The organism is Limosilactobacillus coleohominis, from assembly GCF_016901675.1.
GTDB classification, from domain to species: domain Bacteria; phylum Bacillota; class Bacilli; order Lactobacillales; family Lactobacillaceae; genus Limosilactobacillus; species Limosilactobacillus intestinavium.
Map to the genome: position 1 here is coordinate 1 of NZ_JACJKU010000016.1, position 25,445 is coordinate 25,445.

Sequence of the window (25,445 nt, forward strand, 5' to 3'; positions counted from 1 at the left end):
ATCCTTTCATATAGGTTTGGTTCACTTAATATGATACCTGATGTCACGCCGAATGGCGTTTTTTTATTTACCACCAACTGGGTGGCTAACTTCATTCTATAATCCACCGTTGGAATCTTTAATTCCCAGTGCAAATTCGATAAAATTAGTATCAGAAGTCATCATGATTACTCCTTTCAATAGCAGAGCTATTTGGTCGTAGTTTGTGTGGAGGGAAGTCGTGATGGCTTCCTTTCTTTATTTTACAAATAAAAATCCTGTTGTAGATTACCATAAGGTAATCCATCAACAGGATTTAATATAGAGCCTTTTTTATTCTCCTTCACGAATTTTATCCGCATAGGCATTTAATTTTCTCAGACGATGATTGACCCCCGATTTTGAAATGGGACCACCTGGAACTAATTCCCCAAGTTCCTTTAGACTTACCTCTGGATGCGATAACCGTGTTAATGCAATTTCACGCAATTTTTCTGGAATATTATTGAGTCCCACATGACGATCAATAAATTGAATATTCTCAACTTGACGGTTCGCTGCATTTGCCACCTTATCCATATTTGCATTTTCACAATTGACTAAGCGATTTACTGAATTGCGCATATCACGGACAATTCGAATATTTTCAAATTCTAGCATACTGTTAGTAGCTCCTATTAATTGGAGAAAATCCGCAATTTTTTCCGCTTCTTTTAAATAAACAATATAACCGCTTCGCCGGGCTGTTGTCCTGGCGTTTAATTGAAAATGATTGATCATTTCGGCAATCATTTCATTATGTTCTTCATAAAGTGAATATATTTCTAAATGATAACGCGAAGTTTCAGGATTATTAACTGACCCACCGGCTAAAAATGCACCACGTAAGTATGATTGAATCATTAAATCATCTTTTAACAATTCCATTGGCACCCGTTCCATAATGTGAAAGCCATCTAGAATCCCCAATTCCGTTAATAACGATTGGACATGGTATCGCAATCGAACAACGTAGGTGTTATTTTTTTTAAGCTTCATTTTACGTCGAACCACAATGTCTGATTCAACCTGAAAGAAATCTTTTAATAATGAATAGATTCGCCGAGCAATGGCGGGACTTTCGGTTTGAACACTCAAAACCATTTGCTGATTAGCAATCCCAATGGAGCCATTCATCCGGATTAATGCCATTAATTCTGCTTTAGCATTATCCTTATGGACTTTTAAACCGGTAAGCTCTTTCTTAACTTGACTGGCATAGGACATCCAATCACCCTTTCTTAGTCGGAATGCACATCGTGCAATCGATTAATTAATTCATTTACTACTTTGTCACGATCATGAAATGCACCATTATCTCGTAACCGTAAGAAATTAGCTGAAATTACTCGACAACCCTGTTCTCGTAAACCAGCAAAGTCATGAGTTACGGGCTGTGATATTTCATTCCATTCTTGAAAATTAATGTAGTCTTTTGGTACAGGTTGAATATTAACCAACACTGTATCTATTACTTTTTCACCCAGGTGCCGATTTAAGACCCTGACATGGTCAGCATCGGTAAAATGGTCTGTTTCACCCTTTTGCGTCATAATATTGCAAATATAAACAACTTCAGCTTTAGTCTTCTTGACGGCCTCGCCAACGTTTTTAATCATCAAATTAGGTAAAATGCTTGTGAACAAACTTCCTGGTCCTAAAACGATTTGGTCAGCGTTCATAATGGCGTCCACAACCTGATGCATGGCCTCAGGATCCTGGTTTTCTTTACCACCAGTTACCCAAACCCGTTTTATTTGGTTATGTGCTGCCGTAATTTCTGATTCACCCTTCAACTTTGAACCATCCATAAACTCTGCATTTAGCGTTAATGGCTCATTTGCAACAGGAAAAATATGTCCATGGATACGCATCAGTTCAGATAGTTCTTGAACTGCATCAAAAATATTGCCCCGCATTTCTTGTAGCGCAGCAATAATCAAGTTGCCAATCGCATGACCAGCTAAAAATTTGTCTGCACTCTTAAAACGATATTGAAAAAGATCTTTTTCAATACTCGGCAACTCAGAGAGGGCTACTAAAACGTTTCTAATATCGCCAGGTGGCACGACATTGACGTAATTGCGGAGGATCCCCGAAGATCCGCCATCGTCTGCAACCGTTACAATCGCAGTGATATCTACTGATTTATCACGTAGTCCACTTAAAATAACGGGTAGCCCTGTTCCGCCACCAATAATCACAATTTTTGGTTTATGAAACATTGGATTCCTCCTTATTGTGCCTTATCTACATCACGATGATGTGAATTAACCAGATACTGTGCCGCTTTGAGGTCAGCTGCCAACTTGTTTGCAATTGTGACCGACCGGTGTTGCCCACCAGTACAACCAATGGCAATCGTCAGACTAGTCTTTCCTTCTTTAATATATCCTGGCAAAGCGGTCATAATCAGTGAATAAAGATGCTTGTAAAACTCTTGTGCCTCTGAACTTTGCAGTACATAGTCCTGAACCGCCTTGTCATTACCAGTTAAGTGTTTTAGTTCAGGAATGTAAAAGGGATTTGGCAAGAATCTAACATCCATCACAATATCAGCGTCTAACGGCAAACCATACTTAAAGCCGAATGACATCACATCTACGTAAAATTCCGTTCCCTCACCATTATTAAATACTTCCGTTAACCTTGTTCTTAAGTTCCGTGGGGTCAGATTGGTAGTATCAATTTTGACATCGGCCTGTGATGCTAATTCACCCAAAAGTTTTCGTTCACGTTCAATGCCAGCAAGTACCCCGTCCTGTTGTGCCAAGGGGTGGGCACGACGCGTCTCCTTATACCGAGTGACTAATTCTGCGTTGGTTGCGTCTAAAAATAGTACCCTCGTGTTAATATCATTACGATTGCGCAACTCCTTGATGACCGGGAGCACTTGGTCATAAAATCCTTTTGCTCGCGTATCCATCACCATTGCCATTTTAGAAAATTCGTTAGATTGCTGAATGACATCAATAAACTTATCAGCTAATGTTGGCAACATATTATCAATTACAAAATAGCGGAGATCTTCAAAAAGTTGAACAGCAACTGTTTTACCAGCACCACTCATTCCTGTGATGATCACCACTTCCAATTTTTGGGACATTGATATGCCTCCTTTAACAAAATACTTTTATATTGTAACACACCGGGCGTGTCATTTTAGAACTCATCTGAATAAAATGGTTCAAAAACAAACTCACTATGTCCGTTATTTAAAAATGAAGGGCTGCTTTGCTACACAGTTGTTAGAATACAAATGACCCGAAGCGTTCGGCAAACCGAATTCTTCGGGTCTATTCGTATAGATACTTAGCAATGATCTTTTAATTAAGCCATCCTTTAATGTCCCTTTGCTTGACGTTCAGCAGCCCACTTACGATCACGTTCAAGCATCGGCTTTAAGTATTTTCCAGTATAGCTTCCTTCGACTTCAGCAACTTCTTCAGGAGTCCCAGTAGCTACAACATAACCACCAGCTTCACCGCCCTCTGGTCCAAGGTCGATGAGCCAATCGGCGGATTTGACAACATCTAAATCATGTTCGATTACCAAAACCGTATTTCCTGCATCAACTAACCTTTGCAAGACATTTAACAATCGTTTGATGTCATCCATATGTAATCCAGTAGTTGGTTCGTCTAAAATATAGAAACTCTTACCATTGGATTGACGATGCAATTCACTGGCTAACTTCATCCGCTGTGCTTCACCACCAGATAAAGTAGTTGCGGGTTGGCCTAAGTGGACGTAACCTAGGCCAACATCTTGAATAGTTTGCAACTTGCGGCGAATTTTTGGAATGGCACTAAAGAAGTCAAGTGCTTCAGTAACGGTCATATTAAGTACTTCTGCGATATTTTTACCCTTGTACTGAACTTCAAGAGTCTCAGAATTATATCTGGTACCATGACAAACTTCACATGGAACGTAAACATCTGGCAAGAAGTTCATCTCAATCTTTAAAATACCATCACCATGACACGCTTCACATCGACCACCTTTAACATTAAAGGAAAACCGTCCCTTTGTGTAACCACGCATTTTAGCTTCATTGGTTTGTGCAAACAGTTCTCGGATATCATCAAATACTCCCGTATAGGTTGCCGGGTTACTCCGTGGTGTTCGCCCAATCGGTGATTGGTCAATATCAATAATCTTTTCAATATTATCAACACCAGTGATGGATTTATATTTACCAGGTTTTGCAGAATTGTTGTTTAACTTTTGAGCCAATATCCGCTTCAAAATTTGATTAACCAGCGTCGATTTTCCAGAACCAGAAACTCCTGTTACACAAATAAATTTACCTAATGGGAAGCGTACATCAATATCTTTCAAGTTATTCTCGGCAGCTCCCTTAACAGTAATGAACTTGCCGTTCCCTTGACGACGTTTCTCCGGGACTGAAATAAACTTCTTACCTGACAAATACTGCCCTGTTATTGACTTCCGGCTTCTCATAATCTGTTTTGGTGTTCCAGCAGCCATTACTTGACCACCATTTTCACCAGCACCAGGTCCAATATCAACAATATAGTCTGCAGCACGCATAGTGTCTTCGTCGTGTTCCACGACAATCAATGTGTTCCCTAGGTCACGCATTTTTTTCAGAGAGTTTATTAATCGATCATTGTCTCGTTGATGAAGACCAATGGACGGTTCATCAAGCACATACATTACCCCTGATAGATTAGAGCCAATTTGGGTCGCCAACCGAATTCGTTGAGCTTCCCCACCAGACAAAGTTCGTGCAGATCTGCTCAGTGTTAAATATTCAACACCGACATTTTGCATAAAAGTTAACCGATCAATAATCTCTTTTAAAATTGGCTTTGCAATTGCTGATTTTTGGTCATCTAATTTAATGTTTTTGAAGAATGGTAATGCTTTGCTGATTGGTAAAGCAGAGACTTCTCCAATATTTTCGCCATCAATCTTAACGGATAATGCTTGCTCATTTAAACGATACCCATGACAAGCGGGACATGGTAATTCCGCCATATACTTGCGCATTTGTTCACGTGTAAAGTCTGAATTAGTCTCCTTATAGCGCCGCGAAACGTTGTTCACTACCCCTTCAAATGGCACATCAACGTCACGGACACCGCCAAAATCATTTTCATAATGAAAGTGGAATAGTTTATCACCATTGCCATACAAAATTTTTTCTCGCTGGCGTTTAGTTAACTTATTAAATGGCTTATCCATATCAATCTTTTCAGACTTGCAAAATTGCTCAAGCATGGATGGATAGTATTGAGAAGAAATTGGATTCCATGGAACTAACGCTCCTTCTCGCAAAGTCTTTGTCTTATCAGGGACCACCAAGTCAATGTCGACTTCTAATTTAGAACCCAAGCCTTCACAAACTGGACAGGCACCTAAGGGAGCATTAAACGAAAGCAGGCGTGGTTCAAGCTCCCCAACTGTAAATCCACAAATGGGGCATGCATACTGTTCAGAAAAAGGAATTGGTTCACCACCAATAACATCCGCAATTGCATAGCCGTCGCTTAGCCGCAATGCCGATTCAAATGAGTCAAATAATCGTGACCTTACACCATCTTTAACAATAATCCGGTCCACAACGACATTAACCGTGTGCTTCTTATTCTTATCTAACTCTGGTACCTCTTCAATATCATAAGTTTCGCCATCTACTTGTACCCGTACAAACCCTTCACGTTTGATTTTAGCCAAAACTTTTTTCTGGGTCCCTTTTTTGTCACGAACTACAGGTGATAACACTTGTAATTTTGTTCGCTCTGGCAACTCCAATACTCGATTAACCATCTGTTCTGGAGATTGGCTGGTAATAGGAATATTATCATTTGGACATATAAGGGTCCCAACACGGGCCCATAGTAATCGGAGAAAATCATTAATTTCGGTTACAGTTCCCACTGTTGAACGTGGGTTATGCGACGTCGTCTTTTGATCAATAGAAATGGCCGGAGAAAGACCATCGATAGAATCAACATCTGGTTTATCCATTTGACCTAAAAACTGACGTGCATATGCAGAAAGACTCTCAACATAACGGCGTTGCCCTTCTGCATACAAGGTATCAAAGGCTAGTGAACTTTTTCCAGATCCTGAAAGCCCTGTAATTACTACTAGTTTATTTTTCGGAATCTGGACATCAATGTTTTTTAAGTTATGTGAACGAGCACCATGAACTATAATTTTATCATTTGCCACGAACTACTTACCTCCTTGCTTAACCTTCTTCTTGCCCTTCATTTTGGCAGTTAATTCCATGACAGTGTCACGAAGCGTTGCTGCTTGTTCGAAATCTAGACGTTTAGCAGCTGACCGCATTTGTTCCGTTAATTCGTCGATCATATCTTGCTGCTGTTTAGCAGATAATTTTGCAAAATCTTGATCAGTGAACTCTGCGCTTTGATCATCATCCTGCTTTTCTGCAGGCTTGACAGCAGAAATAGCATCTTGAATTGGCTTAATAATTGTCTTTGGCACAATTCCATGCTCTTTGTTGTATTGCTCTTGAATTGTCCGCCGGCGCTTGGTCTCATTAATTGCTGCCTTCATCGAATCAGTAATGGTATCGGCATACATAATTACCGCACCATGTTCATTACGCGCAGCACGCCCAATCGTTTGAATTAATGAACGTTCATTTCGTAAGAAACCTTCCTTGTCAGCGTCCAAGATGGCTACCAGTGATACTTCAGGAATATCTAACCCCTCCCGAAGCAGGTTAATACCAACCAATACATCAAATTTTCCTAAGCGAAGATCACGAATAATCTGGGTTCTTTCAAGAGTTTTAATATCACTATGCAAATACTTTACCTTCAGGCCAAGATCTTTCAAATAATCACTAAGGTCTTCCGACATTTTTTTAGTTAGTGTCGTAATTAGTACCCGCTCATGTTTCTCAATCCGTTTATTAATTTCCCCAACAAGGTCATCAATCTGTCCCATAACTGGGCGAACCTCAATTGTTGGATCTAATAGTCCAGTTGGTCGAATAATTTGTTGAACAACGTGGTCAGTTTGGGCCTCTTCATAAGGACCCGGGGTAGCTGACATATAAATGACTTGGTGAACCCGTTTTTCAAATTCATCCAACTTCAAAGGACGGTTATCTAGAGCACTTGGTAATCTAAAACCATAATCAATTAATTGTTTTTTACGTGCCCGATCACCATTGTACATTCCCCGAACTTGCGGCATCGTTTGGTGAGATTCATCTACCACTAACAGGAAATCTTTCGGGAAGAAATCCATCAGCGTGAACGGCGGTTCTCCGGGTTTACGACGATCCATATAACGGGAATAATTTTCAATACCATTCGTGTAACCCATTTCGCGCATCATTTCAATGTCATATGTTGTCCGTTGTTGAATTCGCTCCGCCTCTAATAATTTTCCCTCTTCAGTAAACTTAGTAACCTGCTTTTTCATGTCTGCTTCAATTTCTGGCAAAGCAACCTTCATTGTTTCTTCAGTAGTTAAGAAGTGGGTCGCTGGGAAAATAGAGACGTGTTCTCGATCACCTAATACTTCTCCTGTTAAGGCATCGACTTCGCGAATCCGGTCAATTTCATCACCAAAAAATTCGATTCGTAGGGCTTTCTCTTCACGTGAAGCTGGGAAAACTTCAACAACGTCCCCACGTACTCTAAAACGTCCCCTTTGAAAATCAATATCGTTCCGATCAAATTGAATATTTACTAATTCACGCAACAACCGATCACGAGAAATTTCCTGTCCAGTCCGTAAAGAAATAACGTGATTTTGGTATTCAGCCGGTGAACCTAATCCAAAAATACTAGATACAGAAGCCACTACGATCACATCATTACGTTCCAACAGAGAACTGGTAGCTGAGTGTCTCAGTTGGTCGATTTCATCATTAATGGAGGCATCTTTTTCAATATAAGTATCACTAGATGGCACATATGCTTCAGGCTGATAATAATCATAGTAGGAAACAAAATACTCGACCGCATTATGAGGAAAAAACTTTTTCATTTCTCCATACAATTGTCCAGCAAGAGTCTTGTTATGTGACAATATTAGGGTTGGCTTATTAACGTTGGCAATTACATTGGAGATAGTAAAGGTTTTACCAGTCCCGGTCGCACCCAATAAAATCTGTGCTTTATCGCCATCTTCTACTCCTTTGGTAAGCTGTTCAATAGCTTCGGGTTGGTCTCCAGTAGGTTTATAATCTGAGACCAAATCAAACATTTTATCCGGTTGACGGAAAATCATAACCAGTCCTCCTTCTTATCAGTAAGTAACTGTTATAATTTTAGCACACGAACATTCATTCGTCTAAACGTTATTTCAGCATATAAAAAGACCCGAAAATTAGTGAAATTTCGCTAATTTCCAGGTCATTTTATTCACAAAGTATCTTAGTTAACTAATTGCCATGAACTGCTGTGTGCCCTGCAGTATGTCCAGCATTATTATGACGATAACCAAAGTAAAATTGGATAATTGCAAGAATAACGTTCGCCCAGTTTAAGCAAATGAACCAGTTTGCTAAGCTGTTTGCATCATGAGTAACTCCATAGTAAACCCAAAAGCCAATGACAATTGCTAGACAGTTAATCCACGCAAATGTCTTTTGTAACTTTTGATCATTAAATCTAAACCACATCCAGATTACGTTAACAATAAACCAAATTGCTAAAATCCAAAATACCACGTTAAACATTGTAATTACCTCCTTCACCTCTGTGATTTGAAAAGCAAGCGGACAAAATGTGGAAAACCTCTTCCCTTTCAATTATTAGTATAGGAGTTTTATTTTGAAATAACAGACACTGAACCGTACATTTGTCTTAAATAAGCATATTTATACCATTCTAACCATTATTATTGTTGAATAATTTGGGTAGTAGCAATCGCTAACTGATTCTTAGCATTGGCATCTGCATTGTCTTTTAATAATTCCGGCAAAATTCTTTTTAAGAAATATTGGACACTCGCCATTTCACGAAATTTCATAATTGCGGTCAGGCTTGATTTGTAAATGTCCATGTAAACCGGTTCTGGATTACCCTTTTGAATTTCGCCAAATGATTCGTACATTAAATCAATTTTATCTGCTACTGACAGAATCTTTCCTTCTATAGTGTCATCTTTGCCCTCTGAAAAACGCCGTTCATATGCAGATTGAAATTCTTTAGGGATCTCCTTTTTTATAAAGTTCTCTGTCAAAGATGTATCCACTCGTGCTAACATTTGACGTAGTTCGTGAGTCGCGTATTTTACCGGTGTCTTAATATCACCGATAAAACGTTCTGTATAGTCATGATTTAATGCCTTCTCATACAAGGAACGCCAGTCAATTTCATTTCCCGCTTGTTCTTCAATGTCTCCCAACATCTGAGCAGCCTGTGTTACTTTAAACGAGTGTGCTGCAACATTATGTTGCTCAAATTTGAAATAGCCCGGAGCTCGATTAATCATTTCTAAATCACTTAAACTCTTTAAATATTCATGCATTCCCATCCGGATTACCTCCTTTATTAAAAAGGATTGTCACAACCAAGTGCCAATCCTTTTTTTGTGTTAAGCTTCTGCAAATGCTTGTAATGCATTTTCAAAATCAGTAAGTTTTTGTTCTGAAGCGGTGTCTGAATCGGCACTAGTTCCAATATAGAACTTCAACTTAGGTTCTGTACCAGATGGCCGAATGGCAATCCAAGTATCGTCATCCAATACATACCGTAATACGTTTGATTCAGGGATTCCTAGTTCACTAATCTTCCCATCAGCTGTCTTCTTAGTATTGTTTGAGAAGTCTTCAGTCAATACAACCTTGTGACCAGCAAATTCAGTTGGGGCTTCTTCTCTGAACTTCTTCATTAATCCTTGAATCTTCGCAGGACCGTCAACTCCGGCATAGGTGTTAGAAATGGTCTTTTCCTTGAAGTAACCATATTTTTCGAACAATTCTTGGACCCCATCATACATCGTCATATTCCGGCTCTTATAATAAGCAGCAATTTCAGCTAACAACGTTAGTGATTGAATTGCGTCCTTATCACGAACAAAAGGTTTAATCAGATAACCATAACTTTCTTCGAACCCAAACATGAAGGTATGATCAGCTTTACCTGATTCGTATTGGTGAATTTGATCAGCAATCCACTTAAAACCAGTTAAAACATTAATCATTTGAACATTGTAGTCAGCAGCAATCTTAGCGGCAAAATTGGTAGATACAATTGACTTTACCGCAGCCGCGTTGGCAGGTAGAGTGCCTGCTTGTTTATGAGCTTCCAAAATGTAATGAAGCATTACTGATGCGATTTGATTACCAGTTAAGAGTTGGTAGTCTCCGTTTGGTTGACGAACCGCGCAGCCAAGCCGGTCAGCATCGGGGTCTGTTGCAATTAGCACATCAGCATCAACTTCCTTACCAAGCTTGATAGAACGGACGAAAGCTTCAGGAAATTCTGGATTAGGATGTTCCAATCCTGGAAAATCACCATTTGGTTGTGCTTCAGTTGGTTCAATCGTAAAGTTAGTAAAGCCTGCTTGGCGTAAAGCACGTTCACCTAACATTCGACCAGTCCCACAAAGTGGTGAGAACACAAACTTCATATCCTTACCATACTTTTGTGCCAAACTCTTATTAATCGTTACTTCCTTAGCATGCTCAAGGTAGGCGTGATCAACATCTTCACCCATAATTACTTCTAACCCGTTGTTGAGCATTTCCTGCTCATCAGCTAATTGAATGTTAAAGATGTCTTTAATTTGGCGAATATATCCAGTAATCATATCTGATTCCTTAGGTGGCATTTGACCTCCGTCTTCACCATAAATCTTATAACCGTTATATTCTTTTGGATTATGACTAGCAGTAATCATAATTCCAGCATATGAATGGTTATACCGAACAGCAAATGATAATTCAGGTGTTGGACGAACATTATCATAAATGTACGTTTGAATACCATGAGCACCTAGAACTCGCGTACAATCATGTGCAAATTCACGAGAATGATGACGTGAATCATAACTAATTGAGACACCACGTTGTTTTACTTCATCGCCTAGTGAATCCATTAGAACTGCTAGCCCTTCGGTAGCTTGACGGACAGTATAAATGTTCATGCGATTAATACCAGGGCCCATCAATCCACGCATTCCGGCAGTCCCAAATGATAATGGACCATAAAAAGCATCTTCAATCTCTTTATCATCCTTCATAGCATCTAGTTCAGCTTTTAATGTTGGTGCTAAATTTGGTTGTTTTAACCATTGCTCGTAGGTTTCTTTCCAACTCACTACAATGCATCTCCAATCTCAATTCTTTTAACCTGAATCTATTTTACCAATACTTATCCCTAATATCATTACTTTATGACTATTTAGTGACTGAATTGTTGTAAATATTGAGCAATCCCGTCTTCTTGATTTCCAGGAATAATTTGATCAGCCATTTCTTTAACGCTATCAACTGCATTGTTCACCGCCAAGGGATGACCGACAGCTGCCAACAAGGGTAGATCATTTTGATCATCGCCAACTCCTGCAATCACAGAGCGTGAGATTTCCTTTTCATTAATTAAATATTTTACCAAGGTCCCTTTATTAACACCACAAGGGTTAATAGTTAAATAGCCATCACCTGAACTGCGGACTGTCAATTGATGATCGCCAAACTTAGAACGTAATGCTGCTTGAACTTGTTGGAACCTGGTTTGATCTTTAATGATTAAAACGATTTGACACGGTTCTGCTGTGTTGACTAATTGTTGTCCGATTACTGGTTGCACACCAGAATATTGCATTTCTTCTTTCATTTCTGGAGTCATTTTAGGGATATACCAATGGTCTGCTGTAATCCAAGTAAAATCGATATCAGGATAATTTTGATTGAGAAACTGTTGAACCATAAGGCTCAGCCGACGATTAATAACCTTCTTTTGCAATAGTTTGATTTGATCATTAGTAACCTGAAAAATAATGGAACCATTCATCGCTAAATGAGGACCAGACAATTGTAACTGTTGGACATATTTAATCATTGAATATGGATTACGTGCCGATGCTAAACTCACCTGTATTGGTGACTGCCGAATGGTTCTAATAGTGATATCATCCAGCTCGCCGTCCTCTTGTAACAGGGTGTGATCCATATCTGTTATTAAATATTTAACCATTTTTCCACCTCAAAAAAGGTGTGTTCGTCTTTCAAACAACACACCCTCCAATACTATTTCAAATTGTCAACATACTTAAAGACTTCTTGGCCCGCCAGTGCACCATCACCAACTGCGGTTGCAATCTGCCGTAATGGTGTTTCACGAACATCGCCAATAGCAAAGACCCCTGGTAATTTAGTGGCCATTTTATCGTCCGTAATTACCCAGCCTTGGTCATCCAAAATATCAAGCCCACGAAAAGCAGTGGTTAGAGGAACATTACCAATGTAAATAAAGACTCCGTCTGCAGACATTTCTCCATCTTCACCAGTCTTGTTATCATGAGTTTTTACTCCAGTAACCTTTTGTCCATCACCGATGATTGATGTAACACTAGTGTTAAAGATAAATTCCATTTTACTGTTATTTTTTGCCTTTTCCTGTGCAACAGCAGCAGCTCGTAAATGATCACGACGAACTAATACACTGACCTTATCAGCAAACTGCGTTAAATACATTCCTTCTTCAACTGCAGAATCACCACCGCCAACAACGATTAAGTGCTTGCCTTTGAAGAATGCTCCATCACATACAGCACAGTAAGAAACACCTTTTCCACTATATTCTTCTTCTCCTGGAACACCCAGTTTTTTCTGGTCAGATCCACTAGCAATCACTAGTGCTTTAGCTGTGAATTTGTCCCCCATGTCAGTAGTAATCTTCTTAAGTTCGCCATCCATTTGGACATTCGTAACCGTACCATAAGCATATTCAGCGCCAAATTGGGTTGCTCCCTCGTACATTTGTTTAGCTAAGTCGGGACCTTCTACTGAAGGAAAACCAGTGTAATTTTCAATTGTCGCAGTATTGTTTAAATTACCACCATAGATTCCACGGTCAAGCATTAAGACAGATAAATTGGCACGTGAGGCATACAATGCTGCTGTCATTCCAGCTGGCCCAGCCCCAACAATAACAACATCATAGTTCAGTTTCTTCTCTTCAGCCATTATATCGACCTCCCAATTAATATTAATTCTATTTTAGTCGATTAAGATTTTAGCGTCTAGTTACTACTTACTATTTGTAAGCTATATTTATTATAAAAAATACTGTTTCAAATTGCAAAAAATTCCCTAACTTCGTCTCGTTACTGCAGTATTTAAAAATGGCCTTAAACATCCGAACATTCGAATATTTAAGGCCTTAAATAGATAACAAGATTAACAGTGTCAATCTCACTAATTGTTAAATTATTACGATTATCAATTTGAAAAGAACTACTTAGTTGTCTTTTTATTATCTTCAGCTGCTAATTTAGCACCAAGCTTCTTGATGTAATCGCGTAATTCGTCCTTAGTTTGTGGGTGTTGCAAACCATATTCAACATTGGTTTGAATCCAGCCGAACTTGTTCCCAACATCATAACGATCACCCCTATATTCGTGGGCAAATACTCGTTGCGTCTTGTTAAGAGTATTAATAGCATCCGTTAATTGGATTTCGCCACCCTTACCAGGCTTGGTCTTTGCTAATACGTCAAAAATTTCTGGAGTAAAGACGTACCGACCAATAATAGCAAGATCACTTGGAGCATCTTTTGGATCTGGCTTTTCTACAAAGCTAGTAACGTTATATAAGCCCTTTTCAACTTCAGCACTAGGATTAATAACCCCGTACTTAGCAGTGTCTTCATGTGGTACTCGCATTACAGCTAACGTTGAAGCACCAGTTTGGTGGTAGCTGTCAATCAATTCTTGTGTTAAAGCATTTCCATTGTTGTTAATATTGTTTAAGTCATCACCCAACATTACAACAAATGGTTCGTCACCGATAAAATCACGAGCAGTTAAAACAGCGTCACCTAAGCCACGTGGGTGTGATTGACGAATAAAGTAAATGTTGATATCAGTAGTTTCTTCAACCAACTTCAACATATCATCTTTATGCTTTGCACGTAGGTTATCTTCTAGTTCAGGGTTAGAATCAAAGTGGTCTTCAATAGAACGCTTATTCTTACCATCAACTACCACAATATCTTCAATTCCTGATTTCCGTGCTTCTTCAACAATAAATTGAATTGTTGGTTTATCAACAATTGGCAACATTTCCTTAGCAAGTGCCTTAGTAGCTGGTAAGAATCGGGTCCCCAGTCCAGCAGCAGGAATAATTGCTTTTCGTACTTGTTTCATAAATCTAAAATCCTTCCATCAATAAAATGTATACGTTATCATTCTATCACATATCGTACTATTACTCTAATTCTGACGTAACTTCTCGATCCATTAAATTGGTAATAGCTGTTTCAATATTTTGCCCTTCATATAAAACGTGGTACAGGGCCTCAGTAATAGGCATCTTCACTTGACGCTTTTGTGCTAATTCATAAGCCGCTTTAGTTGTATAAACACCTTCGATGACCATACCCATATGACTAATAACATCTTCCAGCTGACGTCCTTGACCTAATTGGTATCCAGCACGCCAATTTCGGGAATTCTTACTAGTAGCCGTCACAACTAAATCACCAACTCCTGAAAGTCCAATGAATGTGAATGGATTTGCGCCAAAAGCCACTCCTAACCGACGAATTTCTGCTAATCCACGGGTGATTAGGGCAGCCCTTGCATTATCCTTATAGCCTAACCCTTGTAAAGCTCCTGCACCAATTGCAACAATGTTCTTTAATGCCGCACCAAACTCAGCACCGATGACATCATCATTGGTATAAACCCTAAAGAAATTGTTGCTAAATAGTTTCTGAACCTTTTCGGCACTACTCATATTTGCACAAGCTGCGGTTACTGCTGTCATATCCTGAATAGCCACGTCTTCTGCATGACTTGGCCCGGATAGTACCACAATGTCCTCACGATGCTGCGGAGCAATTTCTTCAGCTAACATTTCTGAAGGACGCTTGTAAGTATCCTGTTCCAAGCCCTTTGTAGCATGAATGATCAGCGGAGTACTATCTTGCTTTTCTAGTACCTTATTTAATTTACCAGCTACATCTCGTAATCCCTTTGTTGGGATTACAACTAAGACATACTTTGCACCATTTACTGCATCTTCCATGTCATTTGTAGCAATCAGCTTTTTATTATATTTGAAATCTTTCATGTATTGTGGATTAATGTGCCACTCATTGAGCGCTTCAACTTGTTCAGGATCACGTGACCACAGTTTAACATCATGACCATTTTCAACAAGCAGGTTAGCTAGAATGCTACCCCAGGAACCTGCACCAAGAACTGCAACTTTTTCACCCATTATTTAATACCTCTTTTAATTAATATACCATGGCAACTTTGATCCTTGATGGTACCTTCGCCATATCCAAATGACAAGAGCACCAACAAAAAATATTACTGACAATAATTGGGAAACCCGAATTGGCCCCAACATTAAGCTGTCAGTCCGCATTCCTTCAATAACGAAACGTCCAGCCGCATACCAAGCAACATAGGATAAAAATACCTCTCCCTGCTTCAAAAAATGTGGACGATGACGGATTAATAGTAATAATACAAATCCTGTCAAATCCCACAATGACTCGTACAAGAATGTGGGAATTCGATAAGAGCCTTGAATATTCATTTGCTGAATGATCCATTCAGGAAGATGTTGCGACTGTAAGTAGGCCTTAGTGGTAATTTTACCAAATGCCTCCTGATTCATAAAGTTACCCCAACGGCCAATCCCTTGAGCCATAATAACTGCTGGGGAAACAATATCAAGCATCGTCCACATTTTAATTTGGTGATGTTTGCAGAAAAAATACATTACTGCAAAGCCACCTAAAATGGCTCCATAAATTGCGATTCCACCATCCCAAATGGCAATAATTTCGTCTGGATGGACAGAATAATATGGCCACTGAAATACCACGTAATAAATTCTTGCGCAAATAATCGCAATCGGTAAAGCCCAGAGCAGATAATCATAAAAATCATCCTCTGGAATACCGCGCCGTCGTCCTTCACGGACTGACATAATCAATGCCAGTATCACTCCAGTAGCAATAATGACACCATACCAATGGATTTGAAATGGTCCCCAATGCACGGCAATGGGGTTAAGAGCTGCAATATTTATCATGCTTTCTGATTACCCTTCTCATCTTCAATCGAATTCTTTTTGATGAGCTTATTCAAATTATCATCAAATGTCTTAGTAGCATCATAACCCATTGTGTTGGCACGGAAGTTCATCGCGGCTGATTCAATAATAATTGCCAAATTACGTCCAGTTTTCACAGGAACGGATACTTTTGGTACAGCAACATCTTGAATGATTTGCTTGTCGCCCCGGTCTCCCAGTCGATCAAATTGCGTATCAGGTGTCCAAGTTTCCAGGTGAACGATAAAGTCAATCGTATCTTCAGGCATTATGGATCCAGTTCCATATAGCGTCATCACATCAATAATGCCAATTCCACGAATTTCCATCAGGTGTTGTAAAATTGCGGGTGCTGAACCAACCAGTGTTTGTTCATCCCGTGCATACACTTCAACACGATCATCAGCAACTAGCCGGTGGCCACGACGAACTAACTCCAGAGCTGTTTCACTCTTACCAACTCCTGAGTCTCCAGTAATCAGGACTCCGACACCACTAATATCAACCAAAACACCGTGGATTGACTGTCTTTTTGCTAACCGACTAACCAAATAGGAAGTCATATTCCCTAAAACTCGCGAAGAAGTTAAATGAGTTCCTAAAATAGGAATATGAGCATCAGCTGCCGCCTTTTGCAACTCACTCATCACTGGCAGATCAGTTGATACAACAAAACATGGTGTTTGCGGTTGACACATCCGCTCTAAATAATTTTTTCTCTTCTCGTGTGTTAATTCTTGGGCAAATGAAGTTTCAGTAATTCCTAATAACTGAATTCGCATTGCCGGATAGTGTGTGAAGTAACCAGCAAATTCCAACGCTGGTCGACAAATATCACTAGTCACAATTGGACGATCTAAATAATCAGCACCCTGAAGGACTTTTAGCCGTGCATTTTGGACTAACTCTTTAACCGTAACTGTATCTGTTTGTTCCATTCTAATCTCCTATTAATCCAGCTCTCCTAGTTGGGCTCTTCAAAATGGCGTGTAATAATCACGTTACAAATTGACATGATAATAGCGACCACCATTGCCATTCCAAATGACGAAAAATTAAACACATCCGCTCCAACCACCATAGATGTCAATTGCAACATCAAACCATTGATAACAATACTGAATAATCCTAACGTTAAAAAATTAATCGGCAAGGACAGTAAGAACAAAATTGGTTTAACGAGTGTATTTAAAATTCCTAAAACCAGACTGGCTACAAGTGCAACACCAACACTCGCAACATAAAATGTACCAGAATTTCTCAGCAACCCTGCTATAGCGATAAATAAAACGGTGTTAATAATTACACTTTTAAAATATCCTCGCATGTTTACTCCTTTTTGATATCAGTCTCTTCAACATTATGCAATTCCTTCCGAGTTTGCTCACTTTGATGTTGATGAGCCTGATTTAACGAATTGAATAAATTACGCCAAGGAGTGGCCCGGTGGGGGTCATCAGGCATCAATACAGCTAACATTAAGTAAATCACAATTCCTGGAATAAACGAGGTTAGTGCGGTAATGATTAAATAAATGATGCGTAATGTATTGGGTTTCACATTTAAATACTCACCAAATCCGCCTAAAACTCCCGCAATCACTCTATTACTAGAAGATTTAGTTAGCTTTTTTCTTAGATTCTCTCGTTTCCGCATCTAATCGCCATCCCTTCTTTTAGATTAATATTAACTCACGATAATTTTGCTATCAATCAGGATTTTTTTGACTTAGTTGCCATTGCAGATACGCATCAATAAATGGATCAAGGTCGCCATCCATGACTGCTTGACCATCATGGATTTCATAACCAGTTCGATTATCTTTAACCAAAGTATATGGGTGAAAGACATACGATCTAATTTGCGATCCCCAACCAATATCTAGTTGTTCACCTTCCAGTTCAGCGCGATGCTTGGCTTGTTTTTCCTGTTCAAGCTCATATAACTTTGACTTTAACATATTCATCGCGGTAACCCGGTTTTGTAACTGGGATCTTTCTGCTTGAGAAGAAGTAACAATCCCTGTTGGCAAGTGGGTGATTCGAACAGCTGATTCAGTTTTGTTGATATGCTGACCACCAGCACCACTAGACCGAAAGGTATCAACACGCAAATCGGATGGGTCAATATCGATCTCCACACTTTCATCTAATTCCGGCATTACATCGACAGATGCAAAGGAAGTATGTCGCCTTCCGGCAGCATCAAACGGAGAAATGCGGACTAGTCTGTGCACCCCTTTTTCTGGGTGTAAGTAGCCAAATGCATTATGTCCCTTAATGAGGAGGGTGACACTTTTGATACCGGCTTCTTCACCAGCTTCATATGATGCCGTCTCAACCTCAAAATGATGTTGCTCAGCCCAACGGATATACATCCTCAAAAGCATCTCACCCCAGTCTTGTGCTTCCGTACCACCAGCTCCTGGATGAATTTCCAAAATTGCATTATTAGCATCGTATTGACCACTTAATAACTGACTCAACCGGTATTCATGCAATTCCTTTTCAACGACTGGTAACTTTTGATGTAAATCTTGTTCCAGATCATCATCGGGCATCTCTTTAAGCAACTCTACAGAAGTTGCTAGTTCATCTAGCTGATCTCGAAGGTGAGTAAATGTGTCCCGTCTTTCTTTTAATTGGTTATTATCATTAATCAATTTTTGCGCTTTTTCACTATCATTCCAAAAGTCAGGCTCTGCCATTCGCTGTTCGTTTTCCGCAATCCGTTCATTTAATGCATCAAGGTCAAAGAGACCTCCCGAAGTGCGTAACTTCTGTCTGCATATCTGCAATTTTTTTATTAATATCTGTTAATTCCACAATCTCGTCTCCTTAATACAAAAAGCAGCAGCCCACAAGGTACTGCTGCTTTATATTTTAACAACCTTACCTATTATCGGGTAACGTTTTGCCGAATTTCAGACTTCATAAAGAGTCGTGTTGCTTCGTATTCAATATCGGCAATCATTTGTTCAAACATATGGTAACCAGCTGTTTGGTATTCTACCAATGGATTCAATTGTCCATAACCACGCAATCCAACAGATTGACGGAATTGATCCATTACATCAATATGGTCTGTCCAGTGGGCATCAACCACACGTAAAATAACTACCTTTTCAAATTCAAGCATTTGATCTGCATCATACAGTTGACGCTGCTTATCCTTATATACCCCTTCAGCAAGACTCATTAAGTAATCAACAATTTCCTGTTGGTTCTTGCCTTCCAAATCATTAACACTAATGCTATCAGGGTTTACGAGTACTTCTCCTGCAAAATCAACAATCTCTTGCAGTTTCCAATCCTTTTGATCACCAAGTGTATGTTGGTCGACTTCGCGTTGAATGGTCCGCTTTACCATTGGCATTAGAACCCACTTTAAAGATTTACTTTCAGTAATGACTTGCTGGCGTTCCTTATAAATAATTTCACGCTGTTCACGCATTACATCATCATATTGAAGAACGTTCTTACGGGAATCATAGTTATTACCTTCAACCCGCTTTTGAGCAGATTCAACTTGGTGAGTTAAGAACCGACTCTTAATAACAGCATCGTCGCCTTCAACCTTCATCCGGTCTAAAAAGGCCTTAATACGGTCACCACCGAAGCGCCGCATCAAATCATCTTCAAGGGATAGGTAGAACTGTGAAAGGCCTGGGTCTCCCTGTCGACCAGATCTCCCCCGTAGCTGATTATCAATCCGCCGCGATTCGTGACGTTCAGTACCAATGACTGCTAGTCCACCAAGCTCCTTAACACCAGGGCCTAATTTAATATCAGTTCCCCGTCCGGCCATGTTAGTAGCAATTGTAACTGCACCAACTTGTCCGGCATTCTTAATGATGTCGGCTTCCTTTTTATGGTTCTTCGCATTTAAAACAACATGAGGAATGTGGGCTTGATCCAGTAAGTGGGACAAGTGTTCAGACGTTTCAACAGCTACAGTCCCTACTAAGATTGGTTGGCCCTTATCATGTAACTTTTTGATCCGTTTTACAACTGCCGAGAACTTACTATCCAATGTAGGATATAGTAAATCTGGTTCATCCTTTCTGGCTACCGGACGGTTTGTAGGAATGGTAATTACTTCCATGTTGTAAATTTCACGGAATTCTTCCATTTCGGTCCGGGCCGTCCCAGTCATCCCGGAAAGCTTGTTATACATCCGGAACAAGTTCTGATAAGTGATGTTGGCCATCGTCTTGTTCTCTTCTTGGATTTCAACACCTTCCTTAGCTTCAATTGCTTGGTGTAATCCGTCAGAGAACCGCCGTCCTTGCATTACCCGTCCGGTAAATGAATCAACAATTAAGACTTCTCCATCAGAAACCACATAATCCTTATCACGGAGCATGATGTAGTTAGCACGAAGCGCTTGATCCAGGTGGTGCGTTAGCGCGGTGTTTTCTGGGTTATAAAGGTTCTCCAAATTAAAGTATTTTTCAGCCTTCTTAATTCCCTCATCAGTCAAAGAAACGGTCTTAGATTCCAAGTCAATCTTGTAATCGTCATCCTTCTTTAGCTGCTTAACGAATTTATCGGTCTGTTTGTAAAGCTTTGAAGTTCCTGTCCCCGGTCCTGAAATGATTAAAGGCGTCCGCGCTTCATCAATCAAAATCGAGTCAACCTCATCGACAATACAATAATTTAATCCTCTTTGTACTTGGTCTTCCTTATAAACCGCCATGTTATCACGTAAATAGTCAAAACCAATTTCACTATTGGTCGAGTACATGATGTCACATTGATAAGCAGCCCGTTTTTCTTCGGGAGTCTTTTCGGCTCCGTTAACTCCAACGGTGCATCCTAACCACTTATATAACTTTCCCATTTCCTCAGCATCACGTTGTGAAAGGTACTCATTAACGGTGATAACATGAACGCCCTTGCCACTTAAAGCATTTAAATAAACTGGCATTGTGGCAGTTAACGTCTTCCCTTCACCAGTTTTCATTTCAGCAATATTTCCTTCGTGAAGGACAATCCCACCCATAATCTGAACATGGAATGGATATAAACCTAGAACACGTTTTGCCCCTTCACGAGCTACCGCAAAGGCTTCTGGTAATAGTTGGTCGAGCGTTGAACCATTTTTGAGTTTTTGTTTCAGTTCTGGAGTCTTGGCCTGAAGTTCATCATCGGTCAATTTACTCATTTCGTCAGCATAGCTTTCAACTTTGTTAGCTATTTTGTTAATCCGCCTCAATTCACGGCGATCACTCTCAATCCACTTTCTAAGTATGTTTGCCATAGAAGTGTCCTTTCTTTCATGTTTTTTTGATGGTGTTCGTTGTTCATGAAAGAATCATAATCAATTCTCGCTGTTACATATTTTTATGCACAGAACACCACGGTAATGATATATACAACCCATTGTACCATGTAAAAGTACTGATGGAAACTTTTATAATAGGACAAATTAAAAAGAGTTGGATCGCTCCAACTCCCTCTTAAAACATGTTTCTACAAGTTAGTTTAGTTGATTTCGATTAAACCATAACGACCATCTTTACGACGGTAAACAACACTCGTACCATTAGTATCTGCATCTTGGAAAATGAAGAAATCATGACCAAGCATATCCATTTGCAGAACCGCTTCTTCAGAGTCCATTGGCTTCAAAGAAATTTCCTTGGTACGCACAATCTTTAATGCATCTGTGTCATCACTATCATCACCCGGAACAAATTCCATGTTCTTCAGGCCCTTTTCACGTGACTTACGGTTTACCTTCGTCTTGTACTTACGAATTTGCCGTTCCAATTTGTCAGTAACTAAATCGATGCTTGCGTACATATCGTTAGATGTTTCTTCTGCTCGCAAAGTTAAGTAAGGAAGAGGAATGGTAACTTCAACTTTGTAAGTCTTGTTCTTGTAAACCTTCAAGTTTACGTGAGCAGTAGCATCAACATTGTCTTCAAGGAACTTGCTGATCTTGCTAATCCGCTTTTCTACATAGTCACGAATGGCATCAGTGAGGTCAACATTTTCTCCACGAATATTGAATTTTAACATTGTACTTTACTCCTTTCAGTACAAGCGACCGGGCTTGTTCTGAATATCAGAAGGACCACTCTTCTCATATCCTTAACTATATTATAGTTTGATTTACCCTAATAAACAATTTATTCTGGAGCGTATTTAAAAATTTTTAACTTGCTAACGTAATACTTTTAATAGATCGACATCCGGCCTGATAACATAACGTTGCTGCATGGTAGATTGTCCTACCGGTAGTATAAACATCGTCTACTAATAAAATACTTTTTTGACAAATTTCGTCCTTATTTAGCAGTACAAAAGGTTGACTAGTTCTGAGCCGTTGCTGTCTTCCCTTTTGAGACTGAAAAACTTCCTTATTGCCTGCTTTAGTACCAATAATGTCCACAGAATAACGACAATCAAGCATTGCTGTAACCTGATTGAATCCCCTTGTTTGCCAAGTATGCTGATTAATAGGAATTGGAATTATTAAATCAGCGTTTTGTTGGCAAACTAAAGTGGTTAGTTCATGACTAAACACTTGACGGAGCCGATAATCCCCCATAAATTTATACCTTTGCATGTAATCCTTCATTGCATCATTATATTCAAACAAACTTTGATTATGAATTATCCATCCGAGTTTTTGTTGCCAACGTTGACAATCTTCACACAGGTTTCCTCTTTGCCGACCACATCCCCGACACCGGTCCGCATTGCCGATTTTTGTAAAAGACTGACTGCAACGTGCACAGACCCGTGGCGGGGTTAATTTTTTAAAACAAAGCAAATCCCAAAGTGTCGGTTGCCAATTGATAATTGTCCCGCACAGAAGACACTCCATTAAATCAGCCTCTTTCCTAATCGATTCATATAACCAATTTGTTTAACTGCTAATTGAACGTTCCGTGAATTTTCGTTAATAAAGAATGTTACTGATCCAGTTGGTCGATTGCTAGAACGACCAACTCGTCCGGCAATTTACACCAATGCCGAACTAGAAAAAACATCATCATCCGCCCCAATTACACCAACATCAATCTCTGGAAAAGTTACTCCCCTTTCCAAAATGGTGGTCGTAACTAAAAAATCATACTCGTCATCACGCATTCGTTGCACTTTTTGCAGACGGTTCTCATCAGTTGCGTGTACTGTTGTAAAACGTGCCTGACTAACCTCATGTTTTAAGATTTTAGATATCTTGGGAAGATCATCAATCCGCGGTACGAATAATAAAAAACGCTGTTTTTGCTGTAATCGCTTTTGGATCAATTTTTTGATAATTAACGGGAACTTTCCTTGCCCTAATTTCTGTTGCCATTGATTATTAATCCGCAAGCGCTGAATGGTCGGCAATAAATGTCCATGATAACGTAAAGGCAAATAACTAACCTTTAATTTACCAGTCTTTACCGCTCTAGTTAATAATTCACCGGGAGTCGCCGTCATCATTAACAGGCCACCATCTTCTTTTTTTGCTTGTTCAGTAGCAAAAATCAATTGTTGGTTAGCTGCATATGGAAAGGAGTCAACTTCATCTACAATTAACAAATCAAACGCATGATAAAATCGTAATAATTGATGCGTTGTACAAACAGTTACCTGGCAGTAGCGATACGGCTCGTCCTGTTTTCCGTGAAGCAACACCATCTCAACGCTCTTAAAAGCTGCTTGTAATCTCGGAAAAAGTTCTAAACAAACATCTACACGAGGAGATGCAATGCAAATTCGTTCACGATTTTGGATTGCTTGTTCAATAGTCGAAAAAATCATTTCTGTTTTACCAGCACCAGTAACTGCCCACAGCAGCCTTCTTTCATGATGCTTCATGCTGATTCGCACCTCATTAGAAATTTTCTCCTGAAGCGGAGATAATTTGCCACACCATGTTAATGGAGATGTAAGTGATTCAAATTCATTTGGTTCTGGGACGTGATAAAATTGATCTAAGGTTGATACTCGTCCTAAGTTAATACAGGTTGGACAGTAATATTGGTCACGCGGTAATTGAACCTTTGCAGAATAATGTAAGGAATTACATCTTAAACAACGCACATGATGACCCACTTCCATTGTTGGCAGTAATTGTACGCAAGGTGGTATCTTTGCAGACTGATCTATAATGGGGTGCAATTCCCGTCGTCCATATAATAAAGTAATATCCATAAATTTCCTCCCCATTTTAAAGACGAGAAAATTAATCATTTTAATTAAGGAATAGCAAAATGAATAAAAAAGTGTACTTAACTATTAGCAACAACGTTAGTCATGAAATTGTGATTAAAAAATCACGATTTATTTGCTCTCTATCCAGAATTCACTCTGAAGATGATGCCAAGCAATTTATTAAGCAAGTTAGCAACGCTAATCGAAAAGCTAACCATAACTGCTTTGCCTATATGGTTGGTGATGATGATCATATTCAGCGTGAAAGTGATAATGGTGAACCAAGCGGGACTGCCGGAGTACCAATTCTTGAATCATTGCAACTTACCCATGTTCATGATGTATGCGCAGTTGTTACTAGGTACTTTGGTGGAATTAAGCTAGGAGCCGGTGGCTTAATCAGGGCTTACAGTAATGTCACTTCTGAGGCGCTTCATGAAGCTGGGCTTGTTCAACGTGTTAAACAAGCAATTTTACAGATTAAGGTGCCCTATAATCTCCATGACCAGCTTTTATACTTTTTAAAAGAGCAACAGATTGAAATTGCTAATGAAGAATATGGCGTCCAGGTTACAACTAATATTTTTGTCAATGATGATGATATTACTTCAGTAATTGATAATTTAAACAATCAATTTCATGGTCAATTGCATATTACTGAAGTAGGGCATCGTTTTAATGAAATCCCTTATAAGGAATAAAAATTCGGGCTGTGTCATTAGTCAGACTACAATCATTAAATACGAACAGCGCAGTACAACAATGGGGCCTAGCATTCGGCAAACCGAACGCTAGGCCCCTATTGTTGCTTGCGGGGGCGTGAAAACGAGGTCGTAAACGACTTCTGTCACGCTGTTATGAAGTGACCATTGTCAAGCAAAAACTTGGCACTAATCGTTTTTATTCCCATGGGAAAATCTCAGAAACATAGTCTCTCGACAGTTAACCACTCTGTTATACGTGGATTGGTTACCTACAGGTTAATGGTCCGTCGAAAAGCTCA

21 protein-coding genes and 1 pseudogene are annotated in these 25,445 nt (G+C 39.5%); 1 reads left to right on the forward strand and 21 read right to left on the reverse strand.

The window, feature by feature from the left end:
* Window positions 1-312: 312 nt before the first annotated feature.
* The 21 genes and pseudogenes from whiA to H5975_RS02760 form a co-directional block, all read right to left on the reverse strand.
* Window positions 313-1,245, reverse strand: coding sequence for a DNA-binding protein WhiA (gene whiA / locus H5975_RS02660; RefSeq protein ID WP_178661849.1), 933 nt, complete (start codon window positions 1,243-1,245; stop codon window positions 313-315).
* Window positions 1,246-1,259: 14 nt separating this feature from the next.
* On the reverse strand, window positions 1,260-2,243 hold the full coding sequence (locus tag H5975_RS02665) for a gluconeogenesis factor YvcK family protein (RefSeq protein WP_204784776.1): 984 nt from the start codon (window positions 2,241-2,243) through the stop codon (window positions 1,260-1,262).
* 11 nt (window positions 2,244-2,254) lie between these two features.
* The gene (gene rapZ / locus H5975_RS02670; RefSeq protein ID WP_204784777.1) at window positions 2,255-3,124 is read right to left on the reverse strand and encodes an RNase adapter RapZ; all 870 of its coding nucleotides are present in this window, start codon (window positions 3,122-3,124) and stop codon (window positions 2,255-2,257) included.
* 236 nt (window positions 3,125-3,360) lie between these two features.
* Window positions 3,361-6,222: an excinuclease ABC subunit UvrA gene (gene uvrA / locus H5975_RS02675; RefSeq protein ID WP_204784778.1), complete on the reverse strand. Its 2,862-nt coding sequence runs from the start codon at window positions 6,220-6,222 to the stop codon at window positions 3,361-3,363.
* A gap of 3 nt (window positions 6,223-6,225) precedes the next feature.
* Window positions 6,226-8,265 carry an excinuclease ABC subunit UvrB gene (uvrB, locus tag H5975_RS02680; RefSeq protein WP_204784779.1) on the reverse strand — a complete coding sequence of 680 codons (2,040 nt, stop codon included), beginning with the start codon at window positions 8,263-8,265 and terminating at the stop codon, window positions 6,226-6,228.
* Window positions 8,266-8,419: 154 nt separating this feature from the next.
* Window positions 8,420-8,716 (reverse strand): hypothetical protein, encoded by a 297-nt coding sequence (locus H5975_RS02685; protein WP_204784780.1) that lies wholly within the window; start codon window positions 8,714-8,716, stop codon window positions 8,420-8,422.
* A gap of 161 nt (window positions 8,717-8,877) precedes the next feature.
* A complete protein-coding gene (locus H5975_RS02690) occupies window positions 8,878-9,516 on the reverse strand; it encodes a YfbR-like 5'-deoxynucleotidase (protein WP_178661855.1) in 639 nt (212 codons plus the stop codon).
* 60 nt (window positions 9,517-9,576) lie between these two features.
* On the reverse strand, window positions 9,577-11,304 hold the full coding sequence (locus H5975_RS02695) for a phospho-sugar mutase (protein WP_204784781.1): 1,728 nt from the start codon (window positions 11,302-11,304) through the stop codon (window positions 9,577-9,579).
* 83 nt (window positions 11,305-11,387) lie between these two features.
* Window positions 11,388-12,182, reverse strand: a complete 795-nt coding sequence (locus H5975_RS02700; protein WP_204784782.1) for an HAD family hydrolase — start codon at window positions 12,180-12,182, stop codon at window positions 11,388-11,390.
* 53 nt (window positions 12,183-12,235) lie between these two features.
* Window positions 12,236-13,174 carry a thioredoxin-disulfide reductase gene (gene trxB, locus H5975_RS02705; protein WP_204784783.1) on the reverse strand — a complete coding sequence of 313 codons (939 nt, stop codon included), beginning with the start codon at window positions 13,172-13,174 and terminating at the stop codon, window positions 12,236-12,238.
* Between the two features lie 270 nt (window positions 13,175-13,444).
* Entirely contained in the window at window positions 13,445-14,356 is a 912-nt protein-coding gene (gene galU, locus H5975_RS02710; protein ID WP_204784784.1) for a UTP--glucose-1-phosphate uridylyltransferase GalU, read from the reverse strand.
* 61 nt (window positions 14,357-14,417) lie between these two features.
* A complete protein-coding gene (locus H5975_RS02715; RefSeq protein ID WP_204784785.1) occupies window positions 14,418-15,434 on the reverse strand; it encodes an NAD(P)H-dependent glycerol-3-phosphate dehydrogenase in 1,017 nt (338 codons plus the stop codon).
* Between the two features lie 15 nt (window positions 15,435-15,449).
* Window positions 15,450-16,262, reverse strand: coding sequence for a prolipoprotein diacylglyceryl transferase (gene lgt, locus H5975_RS02720; RefSeq protein ID WP_204784786.1), 813 nt, complete (start codon window positions 16,260-16,262; stop codon window positions 15,450-15,452).
* Window positions 16,259-17,221 (reverse strand): HPr(Ser) kinase/phosphatase, encoded by a 963-nt coding sequence (hprK, locus tag H5975_RS02725; protein WP_178661863.1) that lies wholly within the window; start codon window positions 17,219-17,221, stop codon window positions 16,259-16,261. The genes lgt and hprK overlap by 4 nt, the downstream gene beginning before the upstream one ends.
* Before the next feature lie 26 nt (window positions 17,222-17,247).
* On the reverse strand, window positions 17,248-17,610 hold the full coding sequence (locus H5975_RS02730) for a phage holin family protein (protein ID WP_178661864.1): 363 nt from the start codon (window positions 17,608-17,610) through the stop codon (window positions 17,248-17,250).
* A 2-nt stretch (window positions 17,611-17,612) separates the two neighbouring features.
* Window positions 17,613-17,939 (reverse strand): PspC domain-containing protein, encoded by a 327-nt coding sequence (locus H5975_RS02735; RefSeq protein WP_204784788.1) that lies wholly within the window; start codon window positions 17,937-17,939, stop codon window positions 17,613-17,615.
* Between the two features lie 52 nt (window positions 17,940-17,991).
* Window positions 17,992-19,108, reverse strand: a protein-coding gene (gene prfB, locus H5975_RS02740; RefSeq protein ID WP_428832676.1) for a peptide chain release factor 2 whose coding sequence is annotated in 2 segments (ribosomal slippage) — window positions 17,992-19,047 and window positions 19,049-19,108 — 1,116 coding nt in all. Because the reading frame shifts where the segments join, the coding sequence is not laid out codon by codon here.
* A gap of 73 nt (window positions 19,109-19,181) precedes the next feature.
* Entirely contained in the window at window positions 19,182-21,545 is a 2,364-nt protein-coding gene (gene secA, locus H5975_RS02745) for a preprotein translocase subunit SecA (protein WP_204784789.1), read from the reverse strand.
* A gap of 224 nt (window positions 21,546-21,769) precedes the next feature.
* Window positions 21,770-22,309 carry a ribosome hibernation-promoting factor, HPF/YfiA family gene (gene hpf / locus H5975_RS02750; RefSeq protein ID WP_178661867.1) on the reverse strand — a complete coding sequence of 180 codons (540 nt, stop codon included), beginning with the start codon at window positions 22,307-22,309 and terminating at the stop codon, window positions 21,770-21,772.
* Window positions 22,310-22,445: 136 nt separating this feature from the next.
* Window positions 22,446-23,120 (reverse strand): ComF family protein, encoded by a 675-nt coding sequence (locus H5975_RS02755; RefSeq protein WP_204784790.1) that lies wholly within the window; start codon window positions 23,118-23,120, stop codon window positions 22,446-22,448.
* A pseudogene (locus H5975_RS02760) lies at window positions 23,120-24,442 on the reverse strand (DEAD/DEAH box helicase). The gene H5975_RS02755 and the pseudogene H5975_RS02760 overlap by 1 nt, the downstream one beginning before the upstream one ends.
* 59 nt (window positions 24,443-24,501) lie before the next feature.
* On the opposite strand from H5975_RS02760, the gene H5975_RS02765 reads away from it, so the two are divergent.
* Window positions 24,502-25,143 (forward strand): YigZ family protein, encoded by a 642-nt coding sequence (locus tag H5975_RS02765; protein ID WP_204784791.1) that lies wholly within the window; start codon window positions 24,502-24,504, stop codon window positions 25,141-25,143.
* Window positions 25,144-25,445: the final 302 nt, after the last annotated feature.